Source organism: Pseudomonas arabinosi, assembly GCF_047758675.1.
GTDB classification, from domain to species: Bacteria; Pseudomonadota; Gammaproteobacteria; order Pseudomonadales; family Pseudomonadaceae; genus Aquipseudomonas; species Aquipseudomonas arabinosi.
Map to the genome: position 1 here is coordinate 4457506 of NZ_CP180480.1, position 25314 is coordinate 4482819.

A 25314-nucleotide genomic window follows, 5' to 3' on the forward strand; every position below is an offset into this window, starting at 1 on the left:
TTGTTAATTAAAATCAACAAGGCTAAGCTCCGGAAAAGCTCGTTCAAGTGTGAAACTTCGAGGTGATAAAAATGGCATTCAAGCCATTGATCGGCGTTACAGCGTGCGTCAAACAGATTGGCCTGCACCCCTACCATGTCAGCGGCGACAAGTACTTGCGTGCTGTCAGCGTCGCGGCTTTGGGGCTGCCGGTCGTCATTCCTTCTTTAGGCGATCTGACCGAAATCGATGACCTGCTCGCGCAGCTCGACGGTCTGCTGCTGACCGGCTCGCCCTCGAATGTGGAACCCTTCCACTATCAAGGCCCCGACAGCGCCCCCGGCACGGATCACGATCCGCAACGGGACGCCACCACCCTTCCCTTATTGCGTGCGGCCATTGCGGCGGGCGTTCCGGTGCTCGGCATCTGCCGAGGCTTCCAGGAAATGAATGTGGCGTTCGGTGGCAGCCTGCATCAGAAGGTCCACGAACTCCCGGGCATGCTGGATCACCGGGAAGCGAATCATCCGGACCTGGCGGTGCAATACGCACCGGCTCATGCGGTCAACGTGCAACCGGGTGGCGTGTTCGAGGCGCTGGATTTGCCGCAGGTGTTCCAGGTCAATTCGATTCACAGCCAAGGCATCGACCGACTGGCGCCCGGCCTGCGCGCCGAAGCGATTGCGCCGGATGGTTTGATCGAGGCGATCTCGGTTGAACACAGCCCAACCTTCGCCGTCGGTGTGCAGTGGCATCCGGAATGGCAGGTTCTGTCGAATCCGCCCTACTTGAGTATTTTCCAGGCGTTCGGTGATGCATGCCGACGACGGGCGGCGTTACGTAACAGGCGCTGACTTCAAACACGACTAAATCAATTTACTGCCCCCGAGAGTCAGGCGGGCGTGCCTTTGCGCGCCGGTCCCTCACGACAACAACAAACGCGATAACAACAAGTACCACCAGGCAGCCAGGACGGCGGCGCCGAATAAGCCCGCCCAGTGCTGGCTTGCAATCAACTATTAAGTCAGGCCGCGTTGGCCCGACGACTGAAACCTGTTGGGAGTTTCACATGGCAAATGCCTCCAGCATCTACAGGAAGGCTCTTGAAGGTCACCAGTCACCGAAAAAGGTGCTGGTGAAAGTCGACCGCGTCACCAAGAAATTCGACGAAACCACCGCGGTGGACGATGTCTCGCTTGAGATTCATCAAGGGGAAATCTTCGCCCTGCTCGGCGGTTCCGGCTCCGGTAAATCGACCCTGCTGCGCATGCTTGCAGGCTTCGAGCGCCCGACCGAAGGACGGATTCTGCTCGACGGTGTCGACATCACCGACATGCCGCCGTACGAACGGCCGATCAACATGATGTTCCAGTCCTACGCGCTGTTCCCGCACATGACGGTGGCGCAGAACATCGCCTTCGGCCTGAAGCAGGATCGCCTGTCCGCCAGCGAAATCGACGCCCGCGTTGAAGAGATGCTGCGTCTGGTGCACATGACCCAGTACGCCAAACGCAAACCCCATCAGTTGTCCGGCGGTCAGCGTCAGCGTGTGGCCCTGGCGCGTTCCCTGGCCAAGCGTCCGAAGCTGTTGCTGCTCGACGAACCGATGGGCGCACTGGATAAAAAGCTGCGTTCGCAGATGCAACTGGAGTTGGTAGAAATCATCGAGCGGGTCGGCGTGACCTGCGTGATGGTGACCCACGATCAGGAAGAGGCCATGACCATGGCCCAGCGCATCGCGATCATGCACCTCGGCTGGATCGCGCAGATCGGCAGCCCGGTGGACATCTATGAAGCGCCGGTCAGCCGTATGGTCTGCGAATTCATCGGTAACGTGAACGCCTTCGACGGCACGGTTGTGGAGGACCTTGAAGGTCACGCGATCATTCACAGCCCGGACCTGGAACAGAAGATTTACGTCGGTCACGGCGTCAGCACTTCGGTGCAGGACAAGTCGATCACCTACGCCATCCGCCCGGAAAAACTGCTGGTCAGCACCACCCAACCGGATACCCGTTACAACTGGTCCAGCGGCAAGGTGCATGACATTGCCTACCTCGGCGGTCACTCGGTGTTTTACGTGGAGCTGCCTAGCGGCAAGGTTGTGCAGTCGTTCATGGCCAACGCCGAACGCCGTGGCGCGCGCCCGACCTGGGACGACAAGGTCTACGTGTGGTGGGAAGACGACAGCGGCGTGGTACTGCGCTCATGAAAACACTCAATCAGCGGTTTATGCGGCTGATGCCGAGTGGTCGAAAGCTCGTCATCGGGATTCCTTTCCTGTGGCTGTTCCTGTTCTTCATGCTGCCGTTCTTCCTGGTGATGAAGATCAGCTTCTCGGAAGCGGCCCTGGCCATTCCTCCTTACTCAGAGATCTACACCTTCGCCGAGCAGAAATTTCAGCTGCTGCTGAACCTCGGCAACTACTCGCTGCTGACTCAGGATGAGTTGTACATCTCGGCCTACTTCGGCTCGTTGAAGGTCGCGTTTTTAAGCACACTGATGTGCCTGGTGATCGGTTTTCCGATGGCCTACGCGATCACCAAGGCGAGCAAGGAAACGCAAAACGTCCTGCTGTTGCTGATCATGATGCCGACCTGGACGGCGATCCTGATCCGCGTCTATGCGTGGATGGGCATCCTCAGCAACAACGGTTTGCTCAACGCTTTCCTGATGTGGACCGGGCTGACCGATCACCCGATCGAGATCCTCAACACCAACACCGCCGTCTACATTGGCGTGGTGTATGCGTATCTGCCGTTCATGGTGTTGCCGCTGTACGCCAACCTGGTCAAGCACGATCAAAGCCTGCTGGAAGCCGCTTCGGACCTGGGTTCGAGCAACTTCAACAACTTCTGGAAAATCACCGTGCCGCTGGCCAAGAACGGAATTATCGCCGGCTGCATGCTGGTGTTCATTCCGGTGGTGGGTGAGTTCGTGATTCCAGAGCTGTTAGGCGGCCCGGAGACCCTGATGATCGGTCGCGTGCTGTGGCAAGAGTTCTTCAATAACCGCGACTGGCCGGTGGCGTCTGCCTTGGCGGTGGTGATGCTGTTGATCCTGATTGTGCCGATTCTGCTGTTCAACCGCAGCCAGGCCAAAGAGATGGAGGCACGGGGATGAAACGCTTCGGATTTTCAAAGTTCATGCTGATTTTCGGCTTGTCGTTTATCTACCTGCCGATGTTGATTCTGGTGATCTACTCATTCAACGCCTCGAAACTGGTGACGGTATGGGGCGGCTGGTCGTTCAAGTGGTACGCCGGCTTGCTCGATAACTCGCAACTGATGGGCTCGGTGGTGCGCTCGCTGGAAATCGCCTGCTACACCGCGATTGCTGCGGTGGCGCTGGGGACGTTGGCGGCGTTTGTGCTGACTCGCGTGACTCGTTTCAAGGGCCGCACGTTGTTCGGTGGTTTGGTGACGGCGCCGTTGGTGATGCCGGAAGTGATCACCGGTCTGTCGCTGTTGCTGCTGTTCGTGGCGATGGCGCAGTTGATCGGTTGGCCGATGGAGCGCGGCATCGTCACCATCTGGATCGCACACACCACATTCTGTGCGGCGTATGTGGCGGTGGTGGTTTCGGCGCGTTTGCGTGAGCTGGACCTGTCCATCGAAGAAGCGGCCATGGACCTCGGGGCGAAGCCATTCAAGGTGTTTTTCCTGATCACCATTCCGATGATCGCGCCGTCACTGGCGGCCGGCGGCATGATGTCGTTTGCCCTGTCGCTGGATGACCTGGTGCTGGCGAGTTTCGTGTCCGGCCCGGGTTCCACGACCCTGCCGATGGAAGTGTTCTCGGCGGTGCGCCTGGGTGTGAAGCCTGAGATCAATGCGGTGGCCAGCCTGATTCTGCTCGCGGTTTCGATCGTGACCTTCATGGTCTGGTACTTCAGCCGCCGCGCCGAAGCGACCCGCAAACGTGCGATCCAGGAAGCGATGGACCAGACCGCCAGCGAATCCTGGCAGCAACCTAAAAAGCAGATGGTTGGGGCAACGGCCTAATGTAGGAGCTGCCGCAGGCTGCGATCTTTTGATCCTGCTTCTAAAAATCAAAAGATCGCAGCCTCGTTTCACTCGACAGCTCCTACAAGATGATCGGGCCCGCTCCCTCGCCACAGGTTTTATGTTCATTGCAATTTTGCTTTGCGTACTTGAATAAAGAGAATTGGAGTTGTACCGATGAAAATGTTTGGCAGGACTCTGCTGACACTGTCCTTATTGGGCGCAATGGCCACCGGCGCCCAGGCCAATGACAAGGTACTGCGCGTCTACAACTGGTCGGATTACATCGCCCCGGACACCGTCAAGAAGTTCGAAGACGAGACCGGCATCCGCGTGACCTACGATGTGTTCGACAGCAATGAAACCCTTGAGGCACGGCTGCTCGCCGGCAAATCCGGCTACGACATCGTCGTGCCGTCCAACAGTTTCCTGGCCAAGCAGATCAAGGCTGGCGTCTATCAGGAACTGGACAAGTCGAAGCTGTCGAACTGGAAGAACCTCAACCCGGTCCTGCTGAAAAATGCTGCCGCCAGCGACCCGGATAACGGTCATGCCTTCCCGTACATGTGGGGCTCGATCGGCATCGGCTTCAACCCGGAGAAGGTCAAGGAAGTGCTCGGCAGCAACGCGCCGACCAACTCCTGGGACCTGCTGTTCAAACCGGAAAACGCTGAGAAATTGAAAGCGTGTGGCATCAGTTTCCTGGATTCGCCGACCGAGATGCTCCCGGCCGCCCTGCACTATCTGGGCTATCCGGTGAACTCGCAGAACAAAGACCAGATCGCTGAAGCTGAAGCGCTGTTCATGAAGATTCGCCCGTCGGTGGCGTATTTCCATTCGTCGAAATACATCTCGGACCTGGCCAACGGCAACATCTGCGTGGCGGTCGGTTACTCCGGCGATGTGCTGCAAGCCAAGGCGCGCGCCCAGGAAGCTGGCGATAAGGTGAAGGTCGATTACAGCATTCCCAAGGAAGGCGCGGGCAGTTTCTACGACATGGTCGCGATCCCTCGGGATGCGGCGAACGTGGAAAACGCCTACCTGTTCATGAACTTCCTGATGCGCCCGGACATCATCGCCGAGATCACCAACAACATCGGCTACAGCAACGCCAACGCGGCGGCCACGCCGTTGGTGGATGAAGCGATTCGGGATGATCCGGGCTCGTATCCGTCGCAGGCTGTGATGGCGACGTTGTATGCCATTCCGGACATGCCGATCGGCGTTCAGCGGGTGATGACCCGGGGCTGGACGCGGGTGAAGCTCGGCAAGTAATTCACTCGAATTTACTGCTGATCCTGAAATGGCCTTCGCGAGCAGGCTCGCTCCCACAGTGGTCCGTGGTGGAACACAGAGTTGTTAACGACGCTGATCCCTTGTGGGAGCGAGCCTGCTCGCGAAGAGGCCATGACATTCAACATAGATATCAGTTCTAACCTTTTCCGTTCACGCAGCGCCTTACCACCGCTGCACTCCTCTCTGCAGAACGGCCTCACCTGGCTTCCTCGGTTAAGGTGAATTTGGGCGCCCTCCTCGGGCGCCTTTTTTTATGATGGAGCAAGCGGCCATTCGGCCAGCGCTCGGTAGCGGCCCTTATGGGATTCGAACAGGGTGAAGTGATCGGCCCGCAGATAGAACTCGGGCGGCGTCGCGGACTCAGGCACCGGCACTCGGTAATCACGCATCAGCGTCAGATGCGGTCGAAACTCCTTCGGCGAATCTTCAAACCCGAACGGCAGCATGGCCTGCTCAAGCGCATACACCAGACGCAGCAATGCCGGTGATGCCTGCTCCGGAGCGAGCACCAACACCCCGGCCCTGCGCCAGGCATCCAGCCGATCAAGCGCAACCTTCAAAGGCACACCCGGCGTTCGAATACTGGCAGCGGCCGTGCAGATATCGGCGATTTTCGCCACCTCGACAGCGCCCAAAAACATCAACGTCAGATGAAAGTTTTCCACCGGTACCGGGCGTCCGCTCCTGAGTTCAAGTGCGCTGCGCCATTGGGCAATGGCCCGACGTTGCTCGGGCGTGCAGTTCAGGGCAAAAAACAGCCGTTTTAACGGCTCATGGGATTCGTCGCTCATATCTGGCACCTCCTGACATCCAAGTTATAGTTCATGCAAACGATTCAACTGGAGGGGGCCATGCGCGAGATCATCAGCAAGGAACCATGGTGGGCCGTACCACCGAAACCCGGTCAGGATGAGTCCGAGCTGGAATGGGGCTGGCTGGTTCATTACAACGAAGGTGAGCCGCGCTTCGAGTTCATCAAAGAGCGGCCGACGGACAGCGAAATCCGTAATCGCAAGAGTTGCAGGACCACCCCGACACCGGAGTGATCCTGTCGTTGGTTTCAGGCTTTTACGATCATTTCGAACCCGCCAAAGATCAGCCGCTGGCCATCGAATGGCATCGGGTTGACGTCCGGTTGCATGCGCGGATCGTTCATCAGTTTTTCCATGCCGGCATCGCGGGTGACCTTGTCGGGCCAGATGATCCAGGAAAACACCACGGTTTCGTCTTCCTTGAGTTTTACCGCCATGGGAAATGAGGTCACTTTGCCGTCAGGGACCTCGTCGCCCCAGCATTCGGCGACGCTGAGGGCGCCGCATTCCTTGAAAATGCCAGCGGCGGTATCGGCGTGTTTCTTGAATTTTTCGCGGTTGGCGGTAGGTACGGCAGCGATAAAGCCATCAACGTAGGACATGGTCGTTCTCCTTGGTTATGGGGTGATCTGCTGGTTAGTCGATTCCGTCGGCTCCCAATCGACAGATCCCCTGCCCGAACTGACCGACGGTACTTCGGCGCTCCCCGCCAGATTGCCCTCGATCTGCGCCGCCATGTAGAACGTACCGGCCATCACGCCGGTGGTCGGGTTTTGCACCAGCTTCAGCCAGGCCTTGTCGAACGTGTTACCCAAACTGCTGCGAATCAGTGCCTCGCTGTCAGGCCGGTCATTGGCCTGGATAATCGCGCGAATCCCCGCCACACCCACGGAAATCAAGCCCCCGGCCAATTTGCCCGCTGCAGCGGCCACTGCACTGGCCGCACCTCGCGGGACCATTTCGGCTTCCATCCGTTGGCTGGCGCGCTTGGCCACCGGGGCCATGGCGGTGTCTGTCGAACCCACCCCCTTTTCACCGCCGGCCTTGTGGATCTTGTCGATCAGCGCCGCATAGGCCGGCAGCGTATTCAGAGGCTGGGTGTGCACGACCTGATAAAGCGAGGCGTCCCGCGCTGGCGGTGGCCCGAGGGCGATGGCGGGGATTTTCTGGATTCGGCCATTGAGCTGAGCCATCGGCACGCCGTGGCGCTGGGAGATTTTCTGCAGTTCTTCCTGAAGAATGTCCACGTAGAACGCCGTTGCCAGGCCGAGAATCGCGTCGGGATCGATTTCCACCGCGACCGGCGCCAGCACGCGCTGTTGGTATTGCTCCAGCAGATAGGTCGCCAGGCGCTTGGCCGAGGCATCCTGCTCGCCTTTGGCGCTGAGGGTGTACCAGCTGACCTTCATCGACAGCCATTCCTGGGTCCAGTAACTGCTGAACCATGGAATGAAGTTCTCTTCAGTCAGTTGATAGACCCGCGTCCGCCAGTAATCCATGGCACCGCGCGCGTAGATTTTGGTTTGCTCGGTGGCCGATTGCGACGCCGCGACAATCTCCTGATCCACCATCTGCCAGGTGCTTTGGGAAACAATCACCGGCACCACTTCCACCGGGGCAGGCGCAGTCGTGACGCATCCCGCCAACACCACCAACACGGCGACGATCAGCGAACGCAGGTTCAAGATCGCGGTTCCTACAGGCTTGCCCGAACGGGATGTCCGGTGTTCAAAGGCCTATTAATTTGAGTATAGGTGTCGGTGTTTGTTCGCTTGGGGTTGAGGCTGTTCTTCAGATCGCCTTCGCGAGCAGGCTCGCTCCCACTTTGGACCGGGGAGACGCAGACTTGTGGGAGCGAGCCTGCTCGCGAAGGGGCCCTCAAGAACGCACAAAAATAGTCCATCACTTATGTCGATATTCACCATCGCCGCGAATGCCTTTCGCTCAAAAACCGTCAGCGTAGGATCAGCCTTAACCCAACGCAAAACCCCGCATCGGAGGGGCGAATCATGATTATCCATCTCCTGACCTGCCTGGCCCTGACGGCCGTCACACTGAGCGTTTTTTCCTGGTACGTCCTGTCTGAGGAGCGCACGTCATGATTCACTCCGTGACCCTGGCCGTGAGCTTTGCGGTGTTCGGCAATAACTACTATTCCCAGTCCTTCGTTTCGCGCAAAACGTTTGAACTGGTGTTCGACAAAAACTTCGAGGCGTTGCTGATGCCGTCGGCCGCCAATCACTTCAACAATGAAGTGATCGGGCTCAATGATCAGTTCCGATTCCTGAGCGATGTGCTGGAGGAGCACCTGCTGGCGACCGAGCTCGCCGCTACCGCCCGCCGGAATCAATACTTCTGAGCAGTTGCCCCAGGCCCTCGGTAAAACAGGTCGGTGAGTTCAAGGAAAAGCGCTCAAGCAGGCGACTGTTGTCGGCACGCGAATGTTTGATATCACCGGAACGTGGCGCGTCGTGGTTCAACGTCACGGGGCGTCCCAGGAGTTCGCTTAATGTCGCCACGAGTTCGTTAACGCTGGTGGATCGGTTAAACCCGACATTGACCGGTTCGATAATCGGCTCTGACTCTCCGACCGCCTGTACCAGGACCTTGACGAGGTCATTGACGTAAAGTCCCTTGTTTGCTCCCCATCACCGTAAACCGTGATGGGGAGTTTTTTTTGCGCCCTCTCGCTGAAAATACTGATGACACCGGAGTAAGGCGATGAAGGGTCCTGACGGGGTCCGTAAATGTTGAAAAACCGCAGAATGACCGGTTCAAGACCATGCTGGCGGCGATAGAAATCGAGGAAATGTTCGCTGGCCAGCTTGTCGGCGGCATACGGCGTCAGCGGATTCTTGGGCGTGTCCTCGGTAATCGCCATGCCCTCGCCATTGTTGCCATAGATCGCCGCACTGGACGCGTAAACCACCCGTCTTACGCCTGCCTCGCGCATGGCTTCGCAGATATTCAGCGTACCGACGAAATTGCTTTGGTGCGTCGCGACCGGGTCATCGACCGACGCCTGCACCGAGGCCACCGCCGCCAGATGCACCACCGCGTTGCAGTCTTTCATCGCCCGCTCCACCGTCGGCGCGTCGGCGACATCCCCCACCACCAGGGTCAAATGGCAGCGATCAATCGGCAAGTTCGACAGTTTTCCACTGGAAAGATCGTCCAGAACCCGAACGCTATAACCGCTTTCCAGCAGTGCTTCGACCAGGTGCGAACCGATGAAACCGGCACCGCCCGTCACAAGAATTCGTTCAGCAGTCATGATTATTTACTCCCCGGTGCAGTGGTGGGTGTTTTATCCATTGCAATGAAGTCGCCTAATTGCTCGATGAGTTCCCGGCTGTCACTGAGCATTTGTTGCCAGTCGGTGGGAAAGCGAACATTCAACGGCAGTTGATCGATTCTCCATCGCGGCGACAGAGGGCGATCAAACCGGGCGGCGACCTGCAAGCCCATTTCGCTGGCAGCGAATGGCCCGCGCAACACCGTCGGCGTGCGACCGGCGCTATCGACGGCCTGGACAACATGGGCCGCCAACCACTCGCCATCGGGCATGCGCACGCGCAGCGGCTGGCCAATCGCGGCGTAGCTGATGTTCAGCGGTTCCAGATAAATCCACAGCAGAGGCTCTTCCAGCCGCTCAAGGCGCATCAACAACGTACCCGCACCGACGTTTTCGCCGGGCGTGACCAACACCTCCGCGATTCGACCGCTCTGCGCAGCCTTGACCGACAACGCGGCGAGGCGCGTTTTCAACCACTGCTGTTCGGCGGTCTGTTGAATAATCTCGCGCTCAACGCTCAACGGCGACTGACGGGCCAGTTGCTCGCGGCGCTCGAACGCCAACAGGTCGGCTTTAAAAGCATCAAGTTCGGACTGGGCGGCAAGCACCTCTCCACGAGACACGGCGCCTGATTCAACAAGGTCTTCAAGCACCTGCACGCGCTCCTCCGTCCTGCTCACTCGGGTCCTGAGTAACTGACGCTCCCTCGTGTCCAGTTTGGTGTTGGTGACGGGCACCGATTTCTTTGGCATCGCGGCGAGCTGCGAGAGCCGTGCACGCCATTCGGGATTGTCGAGACTGACCAACGGCTGATCGATCTGGACCTGCTCCCCGGCCATGACGAACAGCTGATCGACCCGACCGGCATCCCGCGCGCGCACCTCAAGAATTGGCAGGCGCAATTGCGCCGGTGCGTCGATCATCAACATGCCGTAAGCCAGCTTCCCTCCCAGCCAGAGCAAGGGGCTCGCGACCAGGAACAGGATCAAATACCAACGCACGCGAAACGCCATGCGTTTGCCCGGCGCGTAGAGCACAGTCAAACCCTGTTCCTGGGTGGGGTTCAGTTCTTTGCGACTGTCGAATCGAATCTTCATGACGGCTCACCGTTTTGGAAAGTCTCGCCAGGCTTGCCAGTCAATGCCGGCAATCCCCCGTGGTTGGAGCTGTTCGCGCCAGACACTGGTCTGGTGCTGCAACTGCTCAGTCGACGCGCCGGCCCAGGATTCAGTGGCATCCAGTTGCGGCTCCGTGCTTTGCGCCAGGCGAAACTGCAGATCGGGCCAGCGTTGAGCGATCTGCTCTGCCATTCGTGCGCTGTTTTTCGGGTTACGGGTGTAGATCATCAGGCTGACCTGATGCACGCCCGCCTCAGGAAGCGCGCACGGCAGACAGGTCTTTCCGGGTTTTGCCTCTGCAAACCAACGATGATGGCTGGAGATTTCTACCGGCCATGGGCTGGCTGCGGAGGCGGCGCGCAAGGTATCGAGCAAGTCCTTCACGCGCTGATCCGGGACCGGCACGCCCAGTTGTTCGAGTTCCAGGTCCAGGTGCAGGCTGGTGAATGAAAGCCCCTTCAGCTTGGCCAGCAAATCGGTGAGCTGATGGCGGTCCTGCGGTTCGATCCAGGCCGAATCGCCGAGCAACAGGCTGACTTGCACCCCCTTGCCGGCCGCGTCCTGCAGCAATTGCGTCAGCCGTTGGCGCGTCGTGGCAAGGTCATTCAACTGGGCGGACTTGAGGCCAAGGTAGATCTTGTCCATCCCGGCTTTACGCAGTTGCTCGAGCTCCGCCTTGCGTTGATCGGGATCGAGCAACGCTTCGCTGTCCCAGACATAACTGGCCTGGGACCATTGGCTCGACGGCGCCACCGCCGCCTGAGCCGCCAGTGGTTGTGCGGCCAGTATCATCGGGGGCAACGACAGCGTCAGCAGCAGAAGTATCGATCTCATAATCAAAACCTCGTGGCTCGTTTAAGCACCCACCACGGCGCCATAGAGCTTTCTTCGTGGCCCCTGCGAAAAATCTCATTGAGCATGGCCACTGCGCTCCAGCACCGCAGGAGTAGCATGAACAGCGGAAAGAAAGGCACCAACAACCCCAGGACCACGTCCTTTGCCGGCCGGTCGGACACCATCAACAACATGGCGCCAAACAACATCGCGGTGATCGTCAGGTACAGCGTGTAGATCAGTACAAACAGAAACAACAGCGTCTTGCCCGGCAGAACAAATAACGCCAGCAAGGTGTAGCTGAAGATGAGGAACGGCAGCACCAGCTGAAAAAAGAAGCCGCTGAGCAGGATCATCAGAAAGGTCGGCCAGCCCAACAACCTGGGGTTGATGTTGTGGTTGTGCTTTCTGATGTACAGAAAAAACAGGTCGCCATCCCAGCGCAAGCGCTGCATCAGAAACTGACTGAGCGTCGACGGTGCATCGGTGTGTCCAATCGCTTCCGGCTCGAAGGGAATCCTCAAGTCGTGTCGCTTGAAGTAACTCTTGATACGCAACGTCAGGTCCAGATCCTCCGCGGTGTGCGTGTTCCAACCACCGATTTTCACCAGAAAGCTGCGGCGGAAGGCCCCGAAGGCCCCCGAGACGTTATTGACCAGGTTCCATTCGGCCAGACCGATTTTCGACATGTGGATGGACAACAGGTATTCCAGCGCCTGCATCGCGGTCACCCACGAAGCCCAGACGTTGCGCACTCGCAGGCTACCGGCGACCGCAGGCACCGACGGGTCCTCGAAATGGCGCACGATGGAGCTGACCATGTTGTTGTCGAAGGACGTATCACCGTCGAGCGCCATCACGATTTCACCGCTGGCAAGCGACAGGCCGGCGTTCAACGACGACACCCGCCCGCCCCTCTGCCATTTGGCAATCGGGCGCAAATGACGCCTGGGGTACAACTGCGGATCCACGCTGAAACTGCGAACGGCGCTGAGCGTCGGCTGGTTCACCGTGGCCCCGTCCACCACCGGAATCATCTCGATGTGGCCGGGGTACGTTTGCTCGCACAGGCTCAACAACGTGGTCTGAACGTCCATCCCTTCGCTGTAGCAGGTAATGATGCAAGAGACCTTGGGCCGATAGAGACTGATCCTCGGTACACGGGTGCGCCGACGTGTGAACCAACGCAATACCCCCAGCATCACCATGATCATCAGGGGCAATTCAAAGATCAGAAACAAAGGGAAAAGCATGAAAAACACCCGGCTCAAACCATCCGGCCCCATGATCCCGCTGAGTGCGCTGAGAAGTTGCTCCAGGAAAGGGCTCATGGCGGTCACGCCAACTCACTGGCCAGACGGGCCAGTAGTAGTTCGCCATCTTCTTGTTCGAGCAGATCCTGGGGCGCCGTGATGCTGACCACACGCAAGGAAATGTCGCTGACCTCTGGTGCTGAAAACAACTCGGCGACCCGGCTCAAGCGTTGTTTGACGGTTTCCAGGCCGTTGCCATCGGTATGGGGAAGCATGATCCAGAAGTACTCTTCGGTACTTCGAGAGCAGCGGTCTGTATCCCTGACGGTTTCCTTCAATCGATCAGCCACGCTATCGATGAAGGCATGGCCATGGTGTTCACCCAGGCGAGTCAACGTACCGGCCAGGTTGACGAAGCGCAGACCGAGCAGTGAGAAGGCAGGCGACTGGTAGCGGCGTACGACCTGCATCTGCCAGGTCAGCAGGTCATAGAAATCCTTGCCGCCTAACAGATTGAGTCGACCGAAGTGATGGACCGCTTTATCGCTGAACTCCTGGCGGCAGCGGAAACGGCCGGCCTCGGCCAGGCGGAAATCTCTGACCTCGCGTACTCGTAACTTGTCAGGCGTGTGTGACAGGCCGCAATCCAGGCAGCGTGCCTGCACTTCGGCATCGACAAAAAACGCCTGACATGACCGACAGCGATAGTTCTCCATCGGGCGGTCGTAATCAGTGCCAATATGGCGCAACCGGTTCAAGCAGTTGGGGCACAACAACACCCCGTCCTTGAGAAAGGATTCCTGTGGGCCCACATGCCCACAGGTAAAGCAGTGCAATGAAGGCTGCCGTGAAATGTCCAGGGCCTGACATTCGGCACACACATCAATGTAATTGAGCCGGCCCGAGCCACACTCCGAACACAGGCGAACGCGATCGACCAGAACTCCCTCTTCCAGCCAGTCCTGCTGCACCATCAAACTGAGCCACACAAACGAGTTGACCTGCTCGTTATCAGTCAACGCGTCCAGCAACGGATAGCGATAATGCTGAGGCACCTCCGGGTCTCGAAGGGCATAGATGTGGGCGTTGTCGCGCAACCACAACCATGAAAGCACCCGACTTTCAAAACGCTCGGGGGCAGAACCCTGTTTGAACAACCTGTAGCGTTCTCGCCACACCCCCCAGAGGGCTCTTGTTTCGCTGGAATCCACTGGGCACGCGCCATCACCCAAGGCTTCACACCAGCCGTTCTGATCACGGCAGCAGTAAATGAGGCTGTAGCGATAAGGGGGAATGGCGCGCAACTTTCGAAGCACCCGCCCGGCATAAACCGCTGGCAGGTCCAGCAGCAGGACATCAAATGCGGGTGCAGCCAACAAGCTGCCCATATCGGCGAAGTGCTCAAGCTCCGGAAGATTCAAGCTTGGAACTCTATTACCCAGTATCGCAATCCGTGGAGTTGGAGTCGGCATGACGCACAGCCTCTGCAGACAGACAAGTACGGTTAAGAAGAGTTAGAAACACTAGCACCGCATCAGAAAAACGTCAGTATTATTATGAAGTTATTTTTTGATATATCGACCGCCAATATTTCGCCATTAATCTTAATTGGATCCCGCCTTGCTCAGCACATTGCGACTCGTTAAAGCGCCTGATCACCAGCAAAAATTATTATTTATATTTCATCAAGTTAAACACACTAAGTAACTAAAGCATTACAACTACACTCACTACTAGTTAATGGCCACCATTGATAGCGTTGCGCCATTTAACAGCATCAGCAGTTAATTCCCATTTGCGACAAATCCTTTCAGTACCACCTCTATATTAATAAGTTCAACGTGTTTTTATACCAAAATTACTCCCTTATAGAACCAGAACAACCAAGCATTACACGAGTGAAACATCACTGTTTCAATAATGAACATTAGATCAAATCTGACAACTTTCTTGCTCAGCACAAACATCCCGAAGGCAACCCCGCAACCAGCGATGCACAGGGTCGGCATCCAGCCGCGGATGCCAGAGCATGGCGACGGTGAACGCCGACAGAGACAACGGCAGCGCAAAGCTGTGCATGTCCGCGCGCAGGCTGGCGGTGTGGCGTTCGGGAACGCTGGCGATCAGGTCGGTGGTTCGGGCGAGCGCCAGCGCCGTGGAGAAGCCTGCAACGATGGTTGCTATGTGCCGCTCCAGTTCCAGGAGCTCAAGGGCTTCATCAATGGGCCCCTTGTCGAGCCCCCGCCTCGAGACGCTGATGTGGCTACCCGCCGCATAACGTGCGGGGGTCATCTCGCCTTCGCTCAGCGGATGCCCCCTTCGCACGACGCCAATAAAACGATCCCGAAACAAGCCTTGGGTTCGCAACTCCGGCCCAGCGGCCTTCCCCACCACACCTGTTTCCAGATCGACCGTCCCGTCGCGCAGTGACGCGCTGTCTTTGTCGGGTTTGTGCATGAAGCGCAGCCGCACGCCAGGGGCCTGCTCGGCGATGCGGGCAATCAGTTCCGCGCCAAAATTCTCGACAAAGCCTTCACTGGTTCGCAGCGTGAACGTGCGGCTCAGCTGCTTGAGGTCGGGTTGCTCGGCAGGTCGAAGGACCGCCTCGGCGTCCTGCACCAGTTGACTGACCCGCTCGCGCAGTTCGAGCGCCCGCGGGGTGGCAACCAGACCCCGCCCGGCCCTGACCAACAGCGGATCGCCGGTGGTTTCACGCAATCGCGCCAGTGCCCGGCTCATGGCCGAGGGGCTCAGGCGCAAGCGTTTGGCGGCGCGCGCCACGCTGCCTTCGGCGAGCAGCACATCAAGGGTGATCAGCAAATTGAAATCGGGAGTGGACATGCGGCGCCCCGTGGCAGAATGATATGGCGTTGAACGCACGTATCAAGTGCAAACGGTGCGCCTTCCGCCATGTTAGGCCGGGGCGTAGATTTCTGATAGCTCCGCTTCGGGAGTGGCCAGAAAAGAGGAACAGCATGAAATCACTCAGTGCAATCGCAGAGCGTGCGCAACAGACACCGTCGGTTCGGTGGGCGCTGGCCAGTCTTTCGCTGTCGATGCTGCTGTCCTCGCTCGGCACCAGCATCGCCAATGTGGGGTTGCCGACCTTGGCCCAGGTGTTCAACGCCTCCTTCCAGCACGTGCAGTGGATCGTCCTCGCCTACCTGCTGGCCATTACCACCCTGATCGTCAGTGTCGGGCGGCTCGGTGACATCACTGGCCGTCGGCGGCTGCTCTCGGCCGGCATCGGCGTGTTCACCCTGGCATCGGCCCTGTGCGGTTTGGCGCCCACGCTCTGGATGCTGATTGGCGCCCGGGCGCTGCAGGGAATCGGTGCGGCAATCATGATGGCGCTGACCATGGCGTTTGTCGGCGAGACGGTGACGAAGGCCAAAACCGGCAGCGCCATGGGCTTGCTCGGGACGATGTCGGCGATTGGCACGGCGATGGGGCCGTCGCTCGGTGGCCTGTTGATTGGCGGGTTTGGCTGGCAGGCGATCTTCCTCATCACCGTACCGCTGGGCTTGCTGACGCTGGTGCTCGCGCATCGCTACTTGCCCGCCGATCGCCAGAAGCCCAAGACCGATCGCGCCGGCTTCGACCCGCTGGGCACATTGCTGCTGGCGTTGACACTCGCCGCTTATGCGCTGGCGATGACCCTTGGGCGAGGCAGCTTCGGGCCGTTCAACCTCGCCTTGCTGTTGGCGGCGGGCGGCGGCGCCTGCCTCTTTGTGTTCACCGAGGCGCGAGTCACCTCACCGTTGATTCGATTGGCGATGTTCCGTGATCCCGTGCTCAGTGGCAGCCTCGCCATGAGCCTGCTCGTCGCGACCGTGATGATGGCGACGCTCGTGGTTGGGCCTTTCTATCTCGCGCATGGGCTGGGGCTCGATGCCGTTCTGGTTGGACTGGTTTTGTCGGTCGGGCCGTTTGTCGCGGCACTGACGGGTGTGCCCGCAGGTCGTATTGCCGACCGCTTTGGCGCCCAACGCATGACCCTCGCCGGGCTCATCGCCATGGCGATCGGGTGCCTGACGCTGTCGGTATTGCCGGAGACGTTCGGCATCGGCGGCTACCTCTTGCCGATGGTCGTGATGACCCTCGGCTATGCCCTGTTCCAGACAGCCAACAACACGGCGGTCATGGCGGATGTTCAGCCGGACCAGCGAGGCGTCACCTCCGGCCTGCTCAATCTGTCGCGCAATCTGGGGCTCATCACGGGGGCGTCCGTCTTGGGTGCGGTGTTCGCGCTCGCATCGGCCTCGGTTGACATTGCAACGGCGCGACCCGAAGCAGTTGCCAGCGGTCTGCGGATCACCTTCGCCGTGGCGCTGGTGCTGATCGCTGTCGCACTGGCCATCGCGCAGGGAAGCCGCGTGATGGCTGTGCGTCGTGAACGCCGGTAAGCCGACAGGTCGTTTACTTTTCCAGCACGACCAGTGGCGTGTCTTTCTTCACAATGTACGTCGCCAGCTCAGACGCTTTGTTCGCGCCGATATTCTTCGCGACGTGCGCAGTGCCTGCGGGGATGTACAAGGAATCGCCGGCTTTGAGCGTAATCGGTGGCCGCCCTTCGAGTTGATATTCGAACGTGCCTGCAATGACGTGGGCCACTTCCACCCCGGGATGCGAATGCTTGGGGGACACCACACCCGGCTCGAAATCAACGAGAACCTGGATCACCTCACGCCCGGAAACGTCGAGGTCCTGGCGCAGCAGATCGGTGCGGTGAAGACCCGCCTGCCAGCTTTTAGCTGGAGGTGCCTCTTGAGCTTGAGCGAGGCCCGCGAAGGCAGTGAGTGCCGCGGTAACGGCGACGCCGAGCATGCCAGCAGAGATACGGCGGTTAAAACGGGACATGGCATTTCTCCAATCTGTGCGCGGGAATGTCGCGCGGAGCTTGCCGCGGATGCGGTGGCTCTATTGGGAGGCCGCCGTGTATCGCGCAAGTGTCGTCAATGCCCTGGTTTTGTATGCGAAGGTAGCTGCAGGTGCGCGGGATACGTTCCGATACAAACGGATCCCGCGGATACGAAAAAGCCCGCACAAGGCGTAATGCTGTTCACTTAAGCGGAGCAGCCTTACGGTCCACCGGAAATCGGGTTTTTGAAATTTTCACCGTCCTTGGCCTTGAAGGCCTTGGGCGGTGATCCAGAAACAGCCCGGCAACGCCTTTTCTTAGTTCTGCTAACCGTCTACCCGTCGCCGAAACGGGATTGGCCGCAGCCATCACGATCAACTGCACGGCGATGTACTGGCAAGCCGGCTTGAATCGGATGTCCGACGGCGCTCGGCCAAACGCCACTGCTGCCTGACTCGCCTCCCGGCGAATCACGTTGTAAGCCAGCAACAGCCCCCATACTTCCTGGTAGATCAGGTCGACTTTTTTGCTGCGCAAGGTCACTGCGTTCTGTTGCATTGAGCTTTTGATATCCCTGAAGCCCAATTCGATTTCCCAGCGTTCTTGATACAACACGGCAACGGCCTTTGTGCTGTAGGTCTTGGCCGGCAACGATGTCATGATTGTTTTTACTTTACCTTGAATTTCATAACTGACTTCACGCGCCTCCCAGTGTGTAGGAAGAGTCGGATTTCGCTTTCTGGCTTGCGGCGACACTTTCATACGCACCAAACGATCGTTGTGGTTGTAACGGGCTACCTCCTCGCAAACCAATCCCTTTTTTGCCGGAATCAGCCAGTGGCGGTGATTGCCGTCGCCGCTCAGGCTGAGCATGAGATCGGCGCTCCAGAATCCCTTATCGAACAGCGTCACGGAGTGGTCGGGAATCTTCTGCAAAAACTCATCGGCCAGACGCATTTCGCTGCGTCGGTAAGGGCTAAGTTGTGCATCCAGGATCAGGTGCGAACGCACATTCATCAGCGCCACCAGGCGCAGCATGGGAAAGGGAGTCTGGCGGTCGGTCGAGGTGTTTCCAGAACCGAAATGGTCTCGCAACTCAGGTGTATCCGGCGTGTGCAGAAGCGCACCATCGACCGCAAATACTTGCAAGTCCTGCCAGGCATCATCGGGATAGCGCTGCGCGCCCCATTGAGTGCCAGTTTTGCGAAACAACCACTCAACCGGGTCGGCCCCAAGCCGCTTGCGGGCCTCGGTCACACCGCTACGGGCCAACAGATGGTCAGAAGCCAGACCTTGGGCGCAGATGTTCAAACGCCGGGCGACTTCATGAACAGGTTCGTCGCGAAACAATGCCATTCCGAGCACCAGCCAGAGCACTTGGTCGGCAGGCAAGCGACGCCGCCGGATAGTGGCCTGGCTGGACAAATCCAGCGCAGATGCGACCCACTCGATGGGAATATTTTGAGTGAAAGTGCTCAAGTCACAGAAGTTAAAAAGGTCGCCGAGGTCGAGCAAGTCCTGTTGAACAGACATAAAAAATCCGATGCCAGAGGTCTGGCATCGGATTTTCGAAGAAGCCCGGCGAGGATTCAAATGCTTAAGTGAACAGCATTACGCACAAGGCGGGCTTTGTAACTCGAGTAGGTGGCCGGTGCTGGTCTCCGGCTTACAAGGTTTATCAGGACTCCCACAGAACAGTTTTGTGCTGTCCTGCTTCACACGGCATAAGGGCTGGATCTCAGCGCGGAGATCTTTCTAACCGTGTACCCTTCGGAACGCGCCCCACGTTTCCTCGCCATCCGCTTGCGCATCAGTCTGCGTCTTCACCTACAACTTCAAGAGTAGTCCAAAGTCCAAAGCGCAACAGGGGCTTTTTAGAACGATTTTGCCCTGTGGGAAGAGCGCCAGGATGGAAAAATACTAACGCCCGTGGCACGCCTCGCTGAGGTCAATGACGACCGGGCCTTCATCGAGGCAAGGTTGCTACGGGTTGATCAGTGTTTACTCATCAGGCCATGCATAACGCCGAATCTCAGACCCGGCTCGGAAGGCGTCATGTGCGAGACACCAAACACCTTGAATGCCGCCAGCATGAGCACCAGACCGCCAGGCAAGATGCTCTGGCGATGGGTTTGCAAGCCTGCCAGGCCGAGCTGTTTGACATGCCCCACTTCAAGCAGGCGCAACGATAAACGCAACAGGCCACTGTAGGTGATGCCGCTTTCGCCATGGTCGTTCAACCCATTGGCCTTGAGGACTTTGGCCAGCATCCGTGCGGTGCCTGAAGAGCCAATCACCTGCTGCCAACCCAGCGCGCGATACCGACGCGCTACTTTTTCAAACTGAACAGTGGCCACACGCTCAGCCTCCAGGAGTGACTGAGCAGTGATACAGCCGCCCTGAAAGTAGCGCGCGCCGAAGGTGCCGCTGCCTATGGCAATACTCTCGGTCATCAGGGGCTGAGCGCCCTGCCCCAGAATCAATTCAGTGGACCCTCCACCGATATCCACGACCAATCGCCTGTTTTCGGTACCGGGTATCGTATGGGCAACACCGGCGTACACCAGTCGGGCCTCTTCATGCCCAGAGATGACATCAATCCGAAACCCCAGGTGCCGCTCCGCGCTGGCCAAAAACAGTTGCGCATTGTCGGCTTCGCGCACGGCACTGGTCGCCACTGCCCGCACACGACCGGCCTCGAAGCCGCGTAACTTTTTGCCAAATCGCGCGAGCGCTTGCCATCCCCGATCCAGAGCCAACTCGTCCAGCGCTCCACCTTGAAACCCCTCCGCCAAACGGACAGGTTCACGCAGGGTTTTCACTTCCTGGATCACGAACCCCTGACGCCGTCTGACTGACTGGCCGATCATCATGCGAAACGCATTAGAACCAAGGTCAATGGCTGCAAATAGAGAGGCGTCTCCTTTCATGGGCGGGATTCCTTGCAAGCTGAGCGCGCTAGGCGGTTTGCGAGGATCTTGCCATGGGGTCGATGACGCTAAGATGACACCGAAGGACGCAAAAATGCGTCATCGCGCTGTTTCGAGGGCGGTTGCCGCGCAGCCAGGCCCTGCGCCTTGGCGGCGGCACTCAGGCGTTTTGGCCTGTTGTCAAAGGGACGCATGGCCTGCGGACGGGAAGTCAGCAGGCCATGCGCGCCGCCGTTTACAGGTCGGTGATTTCCTTATGGCGCGGCACCAGCGCCTTCATCACGCTCCACGCCACCAGATAGGCCAGCGCACAGATGGCAAACATGATCATGTAGCCGGTATGGATATCGCCGATCAGTTTGTAATGGTCGATTACCCAACCGCCAGTCTTGGTCATCACAACGCCGCCCAAGCCACCGGCCAATCCACCAATGCCGACCACCGATGCGATGGATTTTTGCGGGAACATGTCGGACACGGTGGTGAAGATGTTGCACGACCACGCCTGGTGCGCCGATGCGCCCACGCCGATCAGCAGCACCGGCACCCAGAAACTGATGTAGCCAAATGGCTGCGCCAGCAGTACCAGCAGCGGGAAGAAAGCGATCACCAGCATGGCTTTCATACGGCCGTCATACGGCGCATCGCCGCGTGACATGAAATAGCTCGGGAACCAGCCGCCGCCGATACTGCCCACCATGGTCATGCTGTACAGCACGGCCAGCGGCAACACGATGGCCTGGCCCTTCATGCCGTATTGCGCAGACAGGTAGGTCGGGAGCCAGAACAGGAAGAACCACCACACGCCGTCGGTCATGAATTTGCCGAAGGCAAAAGCCCAGGTCTGGCGGTAGGTCAGCAACTTGAACCACGATACTTTTTTGGCGGCGGCACCCGAGTCTGTGCCAGTGAGTGCTTGTGCGCCCTGATCGCTGCGGATGTAGGCCAGCTCTTGCACCGACAGACGTTTTTGCTGCTCCGGTTTTTCGTACAGCGCAATCCATACCGCCACCCAAACGAAGCCCAACGCACCGATCACGATGAACGCCGCTTCCCAACCCCAAAGGCCGGCAATCAGCGGCACGCTGATCGGTGCCAGGATCGCGCCCACATTGGCGCCGGAGTTGAAGATACCGGTGGCGAAGGAACGCTCCTTCTTCGGGAAGTACTCGGCGGTGGCCTTGATCGCGATCGGGAAGTTACCCGCTTCGCCAATCGCCAGCACGGCGCGCGCCAGCATGAAACCGGCGATCGAAACCGGGATGACGGCAAGGCCCAAGGCGCTGCTGATGCCGGCAATACCCTCGCCCATCGGCTCCGCAAAGGCATGCATGATCGCGCCGGTCGACCAGATGCAGATCGCTACCACATAGGCCTTCTTGGTGCCGATCTTGTCAACGAAGCGGCCGGCGAACAGCATGGAAATCGCGTACACAAACTGAAAGACAGAGGCGATGTTCGCGTAATCGGTGTTACTCCAGCCAAATTGCGTCGACAGATCCGGCGCCAACAGACTCAGGACCTGGCGGTCCAGGTAATTGACGGTGGTGGCAAAAAACAACAGCGCGCAAATCGTCCAGCGGTACTTGCCGACGGCCTGGCCGATTCGTTGCGGATTGATGGGCTCGTTCAGATTCATGGCATCACTTTATTGTTGGATTATGGTGATGATCTCTCGGTTTCAAGCGAGATCAATTGTGTCGCAGAGCATCGCCAAAACGCGATGGGTCCACGCCACGGTATTGCGGGCTCGAAAATGGGTACTCCATGCTCAGCGGCTGGAGTTGGACATTTGGCAGGAGCTATCGGGCGTTTGGCGGGACAGTTGCATGTGACTGGCCTGACCGTGGGGATGGGCAAGCAATCGAGGTCGAACCATAGGAAGCGGCAATCAGGGAGGCGCGCAGGCGGGTTGAATTCATGATGGGGCCGACACTCGTTTTTATTTTTAGGGTTTAACAGTCGATGATCGTCTGTCGTCGTACAACCGTGTCTTTTATATCGAGTTCACTACCGGGCTGTCAATCTGAAAAATCGCCGTTCGTCTCGACAAAGGTTGCTCGATAGAAATTCGATCAAGTCCAGAGGACATAGTCTGTGGGCCAGTTAGCGCTTGGATGTATCGGGTGTTGTCAGCGAGATATGAAGGTTTTGAAGATTAAACATTGTTGTACGACAACACACTTCAAAAGCTCATGACGAGAGACATCGATAGCAGTCATCTCGTCAGCGTGCTTTTCGACGGGCAGGTCGGCGAGGACGAATCAGGATTTCGCAGCCGGTTTGCTGCGAGCGGCTGCTGTCGATGTGTTGAGTGCCACGGCGGCGAGAATGAGGGCCTTCAAGGCTTTCTCATCAAGCGTGTCGCCCTCATGCAAATCAATGGCACGTCGGGTGTTGCCTTCGAGGCTGGCGTTGAAAAGGCCTGAAGGGTCGTCCAGCGAGGCGCCCTTGGCAAACGTCAGCTTCACGACCTGCTTGTAGGTCTCACCGGTGCAGATGATTCCGGCGTGCGACCACACTGGAACCCCCCGCCACTTCCATTCTTCGACGACGTCGGGGTCGGCCTGCTGGATGAGCGTGCGGACCTGAGCGAGCCTCTCACCCCGCCAATCTCCCAGCGCCTCGATTCTCGCGTCTATCAGCCGAGAGGCTGAACCTGCGCCCTCTTCCTCTTTTGCACCGACCTGCTCTTTCTTCATGGTGGTTGTCGCCTTCTTCTTGAGGGTGTCCAAAACCGGGCCCTACAGCGTTTTTTGACTGTTGCCGAGGGTCTTGGCCTTTTCGATCCCCCAGTCAAAGGCAGCTTCCATGTCCAGCAGATGCGGTTTTGGATCGTGGTCCTCAAAAATGGCCGTGCCGTCCGGCCGGTAAACACCGATGAACATCCCCAGTGAGCCGTCCTTCAATATCTCGGCTTTGACTTCGATCTTGCATCCGTTGGACAGCGTTTCCTTGTGGTGCATATGGCGTTCAGTCATGGCTGCATTTCTCCCGTCGTTGAAGTCCGAGTGGCGCATTTACCCATTGGCCATGTTAGCTCAGTGCGGCGCACTCAAAGGCCTGCCAGGACAGCGGCGTAATGCCACCTATACTAGAAGCCACCGCCCCCTCGGGGTCTGCGCTCCCAACAATAAAAAGCAGAGGTGGAACATGGTCTGGCAGCAAATCTACGATCCGTTCGGCAACCCGATACTTTCCACCCTCATGGCAGCAGTGCCGGTCGTGGTGATGCTGGCAGCCCTGGCGTTCTTCCATGTCAAGGCGCATCTGGCCGCATTGATGGCCCTGGCGTCTGCACTGGTGATCGCGATCTTCGCCTTCGGCATGCCGGCGAACATGGCCGGCTCGGCCGCACTGTACGGCGCCGCCAACGGCTTGCTGCCCATTGGCTGGATTGTGCTCAACATCATCTTCCTGCATCGGCTGACCACCGAGAACGGCTCGTTCAAAGTGCTGCAGGATTCGTTGGCGCGCATCACCGACGATCGACGCCTGCAATTGCTGCTGATTGCCTTCTGCTTCGGTGCTTTCTTCGAAGGGGCCGCAGGCTTCGGTACGCCGGTGGCGGTGACCGGGGCGATTCTGATCGGGTTGGGCTTCTCGCCGCTGGCCGCGTCTGGCCTGGCGTTGATCGCCAACACCGCGCCCGTGGCGTTCGGCGCGCTGGGCACACCGATCATCACCCTGGCCAAGGTGACCGGGCTGGATGAAATGGAACTGTCGATGATGGTCGGCCGGCAATTGCCATTCTTCTCGGTGATCGTGCCGTTCTGGTTGATCTGGGCCTTCGCCGGCTGGCGCAAAATGCTGGAAATCTGGCCGGCGATTCTGGTGGCCGGGGTCAGTTTCGCCGTACCGCAGTTCCTGGTGTCCAACTACCATGGGCCGATGCTGGTGGACGTGATCGCCGCGCTGATTTCCATGGCCTGCCTGACCGGTTTCCTCAGGGTCTGGAAACCGGCCACCGTGCACACCTCCGCCGCGCTGTCCGGGCGCGTCGACAATTCGAAAATAGCCGAAGAGCATGACGAAAAACCCGTCGCTAGCGCGGCGTTTGCCAGCGATGCCAAGCCTGCGGTGATGCGGGCGTGGATGCCGTGGATCATCCTCACCGTGTTCGTGTTCGCCTGGGGCACACAGGGTTTCAAAAACATGTTTGATACCCGCCCGGCGATTGATCCGGCAACCCATTCGGCCAAGCTCGACCCTCAAGGCAAACCGCTGCGCGAAGCGAACCCGATCTTCGCTCCGGTCGTGACGTTCACCACGATTCACCAGCAGATCGAGAAGGTTCCGCCGGTGGTGCCCGCGCCTAAAACCGAGGACGCGGTCTACAAGTTCACCTGGTTCACCAGCACCGGTAGCGGCATCCTGCTGTCGGCGATCCTCGGCGGGTTATTGATGGGCTATTCCATCCCGCAACTGATCCACCAGTACCTGCGAACGATCTGGGTCGTGCGTTACTCGCTGATTACCATCGTCGCGATGCTCGCCCTGGGCTTCCTCACCCGCTATTCAGGACTGGACGCCACCATGGGCCTGGCCTTCGCCGCGACGGGCATTTTCTACCCCATGTTCGGCACCTTGCTCGGTTGGCTCGGTGTGGCCTTGACCGGCTCGGACACGGCGTCAAACGTGCTGTTCGGCGGCTTGCAACGGGTGACCGCCGAGCAGCTGGGGATCAGCCCGGTGTTGATGGCTGCCGCCAACAGTTCCGGCGGGGTCATGGGCAAGATGGTCGACGCCCAGTCGATCGTGGTGGCCTCGACCGCCACCCGCTGGTATGGGCATGAAGGGGAAATCCTGCGTTATGTGTTCTTCCACTCCATCATCCTGGCCATTCTGGTCGGTGGTTTGGTGACGTTGCAGGCGTATGTGGCGCCGTTCAGTCATATGGTTGTTGGGGGGCATTGATTGATGTAGTTCGGG

At 58.6% G+C, this 25314-nt stretch carries 23 protein-coding genes and 1 pseudogene; 9 read left to right on the forward strand and 15 right to left on the reverse strand.

Features of this window, described 5'->3' with window-relative positions; genetic code table 11:
- The first annotated feature begins 71 nt into the window (after positions 1–71).
- The 5 genes from ACMXYJ_RS20695 (at position 72) to ACMXYJ_RS20715 (ending at position 5258) form a co-directional block, all read left to right on the forward strand.
- On the forward strand, positions 72–833 hold the full coding sequence (locus ACMXYJ_RS20695) for a gamma-glutamyl-gamma-aminobutyrate hydrolase family protein (RefSeq protein WP_415756691.1): 762 nt from the start codon (positions 72–74) through the stop codon (positions 831–833).
- A 215-nt stretch (positions 834–1048) separates the two neighbouring features.
- On the forward strand, positions 1049–2191 hold the full coding sequence (gene potA, locus ACMXYJ_RS20700) for a polyamine ABC transporter ATP-binding protein (RefSeq protein WP_415756692.1): 1143 nt from the start codon (positions 1049–1051) through the stop codon (positions 2189–2191).
- A 29-nt stretch (positions 2192–2220) separates the two neighbouring features.
- A complete protein-coding gene (locus ACMXYJ_RS20705) occupies positions 2221–3102 on the forward strand; it encodes an ABC transporter permease subunit (protein ID WP_162247457.1) in 882 nt (293 codons plus the stop codon).
- On the forward strand, positions 3099–3983 hold the full coding sequence (locus ACMXYJ_RS20710) for an ABC transporter permease subunit (RefSeq protein WP_415756693.1): 885 nt from the start codon (positions 3099–3101) through the stop codon (positions 3981–3983). Before ACMXYJ_RS20705 ends, ACMXYJ_RS20710 begins: the two co-directional genes overlap by 4 nt.
- Positions 3984–4160: 177 nt before the next feature.
- Positions 4161–5258, forward strand: coding sequence for a polyamine ABC transporter substrate-binding protein (locus ACMXYJ_RS20715; protein ID WP_415756694.1), 1098 nt, complete (start codon positions 4161–4163; stop codon positions 5256–5258).
- A 272-nt stretch (positions 5259–5530) separates the two neighbouring features.
- Here the strand turns inward: ACMXYJ_RS20715 and thpR are convergent, their stop codons facing one another.
- Entirely contained in the window at positions 5531–6070 is a 540-nt protein-coding gene (thpR, locus tag ACMXYJ_RS20720) for an RNA 2',3'-cyclic phosphodiesterase (protein WP_415756695.1), read from the reverse strand.
- A gap of 60 nt (positions 6071–6130) precedes the next feature.
- On the opposite strand from thpR, the gene ACMXYJ_RS20725 reads away from it, so the two are divergent.
- Positions 6131–6325: a hypothetical protein gene (locus ACMXYJ_RS20725; RefSeq protein ID WP_008151815.1), complete on the forward strand. Its 195-nt coding sequence runs from the start codon at positions 6131–6133 to the stop codon at positions 6323–6325.
- 14 nt (positions 6326–6339) lie between these two features.
- Here ACMXYJ_RS20725 and ACMXYJ_RS20730 read toward each other — a convergent pair whose 3' ends face one another.
- Together ACMXYJ_RS20730 and ACMXYJ_RS20735 are read right to left on the reverse strand one after the other, a co-directional pair.
- The gene (locus ACMXYJ_RS20730; RefSeq protein ID WP_415756696.1) at positions 6340–6693 is read right to left on the reverse strand and encodes a DUF1428 domain-containing protein; all 354 of its coding nucleotides are present in this window, start codon (positions 6691–6693) and stop codon (positions 6340–6342) included.
- Positions 6694–6708: 15 nt separating this feature from the next.
- Positions 6709–7776 (reverse strand): hypothetical protein, encoded by a 1068-nt coding sequence (locus ACMXYJ_RS20735; protein WP_415756697.1) that lies wholly within the window; start codon positions 7774–7776, stop codon positions 6709–6711.
- Positions 7777–8189: 413 nt separating this feature from the next.
- On the opposite strand from ACMXYJ_RS20735, the gene ACMXYJ_RS20740 reads away from it, so the two are divergent.
- The gene (locus ACMXYJ_RS20740; RefSeq protein WP_046055896.1) at positions 8190–8450 is read left to right on the forward strand and encodes a hypothetical protein; all 261 of its coding nucleotides are present in this window, start codon (positions 8190–8192) and stop codon (positions 8448–8450) included.
- Here the strand turns inward: ACMXYJ_RS20740 and ACMXYJ_RS20745 are convergent.
- The 6 genes and pseudogenes from ACMXYJ_RS20745 to ACMXYJ_RS20770 form a co-directional block, all read right to left on the reverse strand.
- Positions 8422–9365 (reverse strand): annotated as a pseudogene (locus tag ACMXYJ_RS20745) (NAD-dependent epimerase/dehydratase family protein). The gene ACMXYJ_RS20740 and the pseudogene ACMXYJ_RS20745 sit on opposite strands and share 29 nt — an antisense overlap.
- A 2-nt stretch (positions 9366–9367) precedes the next feature.
- A complete protein-coding gene (locus tag ACMXYJ_RS20750) occupies positions 9368–10483 on the reverse strand; it encodes an HlyD family secretion protein (RefSeq protein ID WP_415756698.1) in 1116 nt (371 codons plus the stop codon).
- A 6-nt stretch (positions 10484–10489) separates the two neighbouring features.
- Positions 10490–11338, reverse strand: a complete 849-nt coding sequence (locus tag ACMXYJ_RS20755) for a hypothetical protein (protein WP_415756699.1) — start codon at positions 11336–11338, stop codon at positions 10490–10492.
- Between the two features lie 2 nt (positions 11339–11340).
- Positions 11341–12669 (reverse strand): glycosyltransferase family 2 protein, encoded by a 1329-nt coding sequence (locus ACMXYJ_RS20760; protein ID WP_415756700.1) that lies wholly within the window; start codon positions 12667–12669, stop codon positions 11341–11343.
- Between the two features lie 5 nt (positions 12670–12674).
- On the reverse strand, positions 12675–14063 hold the full coding sequence (locus tag ACMXYJ_RS20765) for a diguanylate cyclase domain-containing protein (protein WP_415756701.1): 1389 nt from the start codon (positions 14061–14063) through the stop codon (positions 12675–12677).
- Positions 14064–14523: 460 nt separating this feature from the next.
- Positions 14524–15432 carry a LysR family transcriptional regulator gene (locus tag ACMXYJ_RS20770; protein ID WP_415756702.1) on the reverse strand — a complete coding sequence of 303 codons (909 nt, stop codon included), beginning with the start codon at positions 15430–15432 and terminating at the stop codon, positions 14524–14526.
- Between the two features lie 134 nt (positions 15433–15566).
- Here ACMXYJ_RS20770 and ACMXYJ_RS20775 point away from each other — a divergent pair, with 134 nt between their 5' ends.
- On the forward strand, positions 15567–16997 hold the full coding sequence (locus ACMXYJ_RS20775) for an MFS transporter (RefSeq protein WP_415756704.1): 1431 nt from the start codon (positions 15567–15569) through the stop codon (positions 16995–16997).
- 13 nt (positions 16998–17010) lie between these two features.
- On the opposite strand, the gene ACMXYJ_RS20780 is transcribed toward ACMXYJ_RS20775, so the two are convergent.
- The 6 genes from ACMXYJ_RS20780 to ACMXYJ_RS20805 form a co-directional block, all read right to left on the reverse strand.
- Positions 17011–17451 carry a cupin domain-containing protein gene (locus ACMXYJ_RS20780; protein WP_415756705.1) on the reverse strand — a complete coding sequence of 147 codons (441 nt, stop codon included), beginning with the start codon at positions 17449–17451 and terminating at the stop codon, positions 17011–17013.
- Between the two features lie 202 nt (positions 17452–17653).
- A complete protein-coding gene (locus ACMXYJ_RS20785) occupies positions 17654–18985 on the reverse strand; it encodes an IS4 family transposase (RefSeq protein ID WP_415756706.1) in 1332 nt (443 codons plus the stop codon).
- A gap of 461 nt (positions 18986–19446) precedes the next feature.
- The gene (locus ACMXYJ_RS20790) at positions 19447–20382 is read right to left on the reverse strand and encodes a Ppx/GppA family phosphatase (RefSeq protein ID WP_415760771.1); all 936 of its coding nucleotides are present in this window, start codon (positions 20380–20382) and stop codon (positions 19447–19449) included.
- A 235-nt stretch (positions 20383–20617) separates the two neighbouring features.
- The gene (locus ACMXYJ_RS20795) at positions 20618–22021 is read right to left on the reverse strand and encodes an MFS transporter (RefSeq protein WP_415756708.1); all 1404 of its coding nucleotides are present in this window, start codon (positions 22019–22021) and stop codon (positions 20618–20620) included.
- Between the two features lie 625 nt (positions 22022–22646).
- The gene (locus ACMXYJ_RS20800) at positions 22647–23084 is read right to left on the reverse strand and encodes a DUF1801 domain-containing protein (RefSeq protein WP_415760772.1); all 438 of its coding nucleotides are present in this window, start codon (positions 23082–23084) and stop codon (positions 22647–22649) included.
- Between the two features lie 42 nt (positions 23085–23126).
- On the reverse strand, positions 23127–23363 hold the full coding sequence (locus ACMXYJ_RS20805) for a hypothetical protein (RefSeq protein WP_008151753.1): 237 nt from the start codon (positions 23361–23363) through the stop codon (positions 23127–23129).
- Between the two features lie 172 nt (positions 23364–23535).
- On the opposite strand from ACMXYJ_RS20805, the gene ACMXYJ_RS20810 reads away from it, so the two are divergent.
- On the forward strand, positions 23536–25299 hold the full coding sequence (locus tag ACMXYJ_RS20810) for an L-lactate permease (RefSeq protein WP_415756709.1): 1764 nt from the start codon (positions 23536–23538) through the stop codon (positions 25297–25299).
- The last annotated feature ends 15 nt before the right edge of the window (positions 25300–25314 follow it).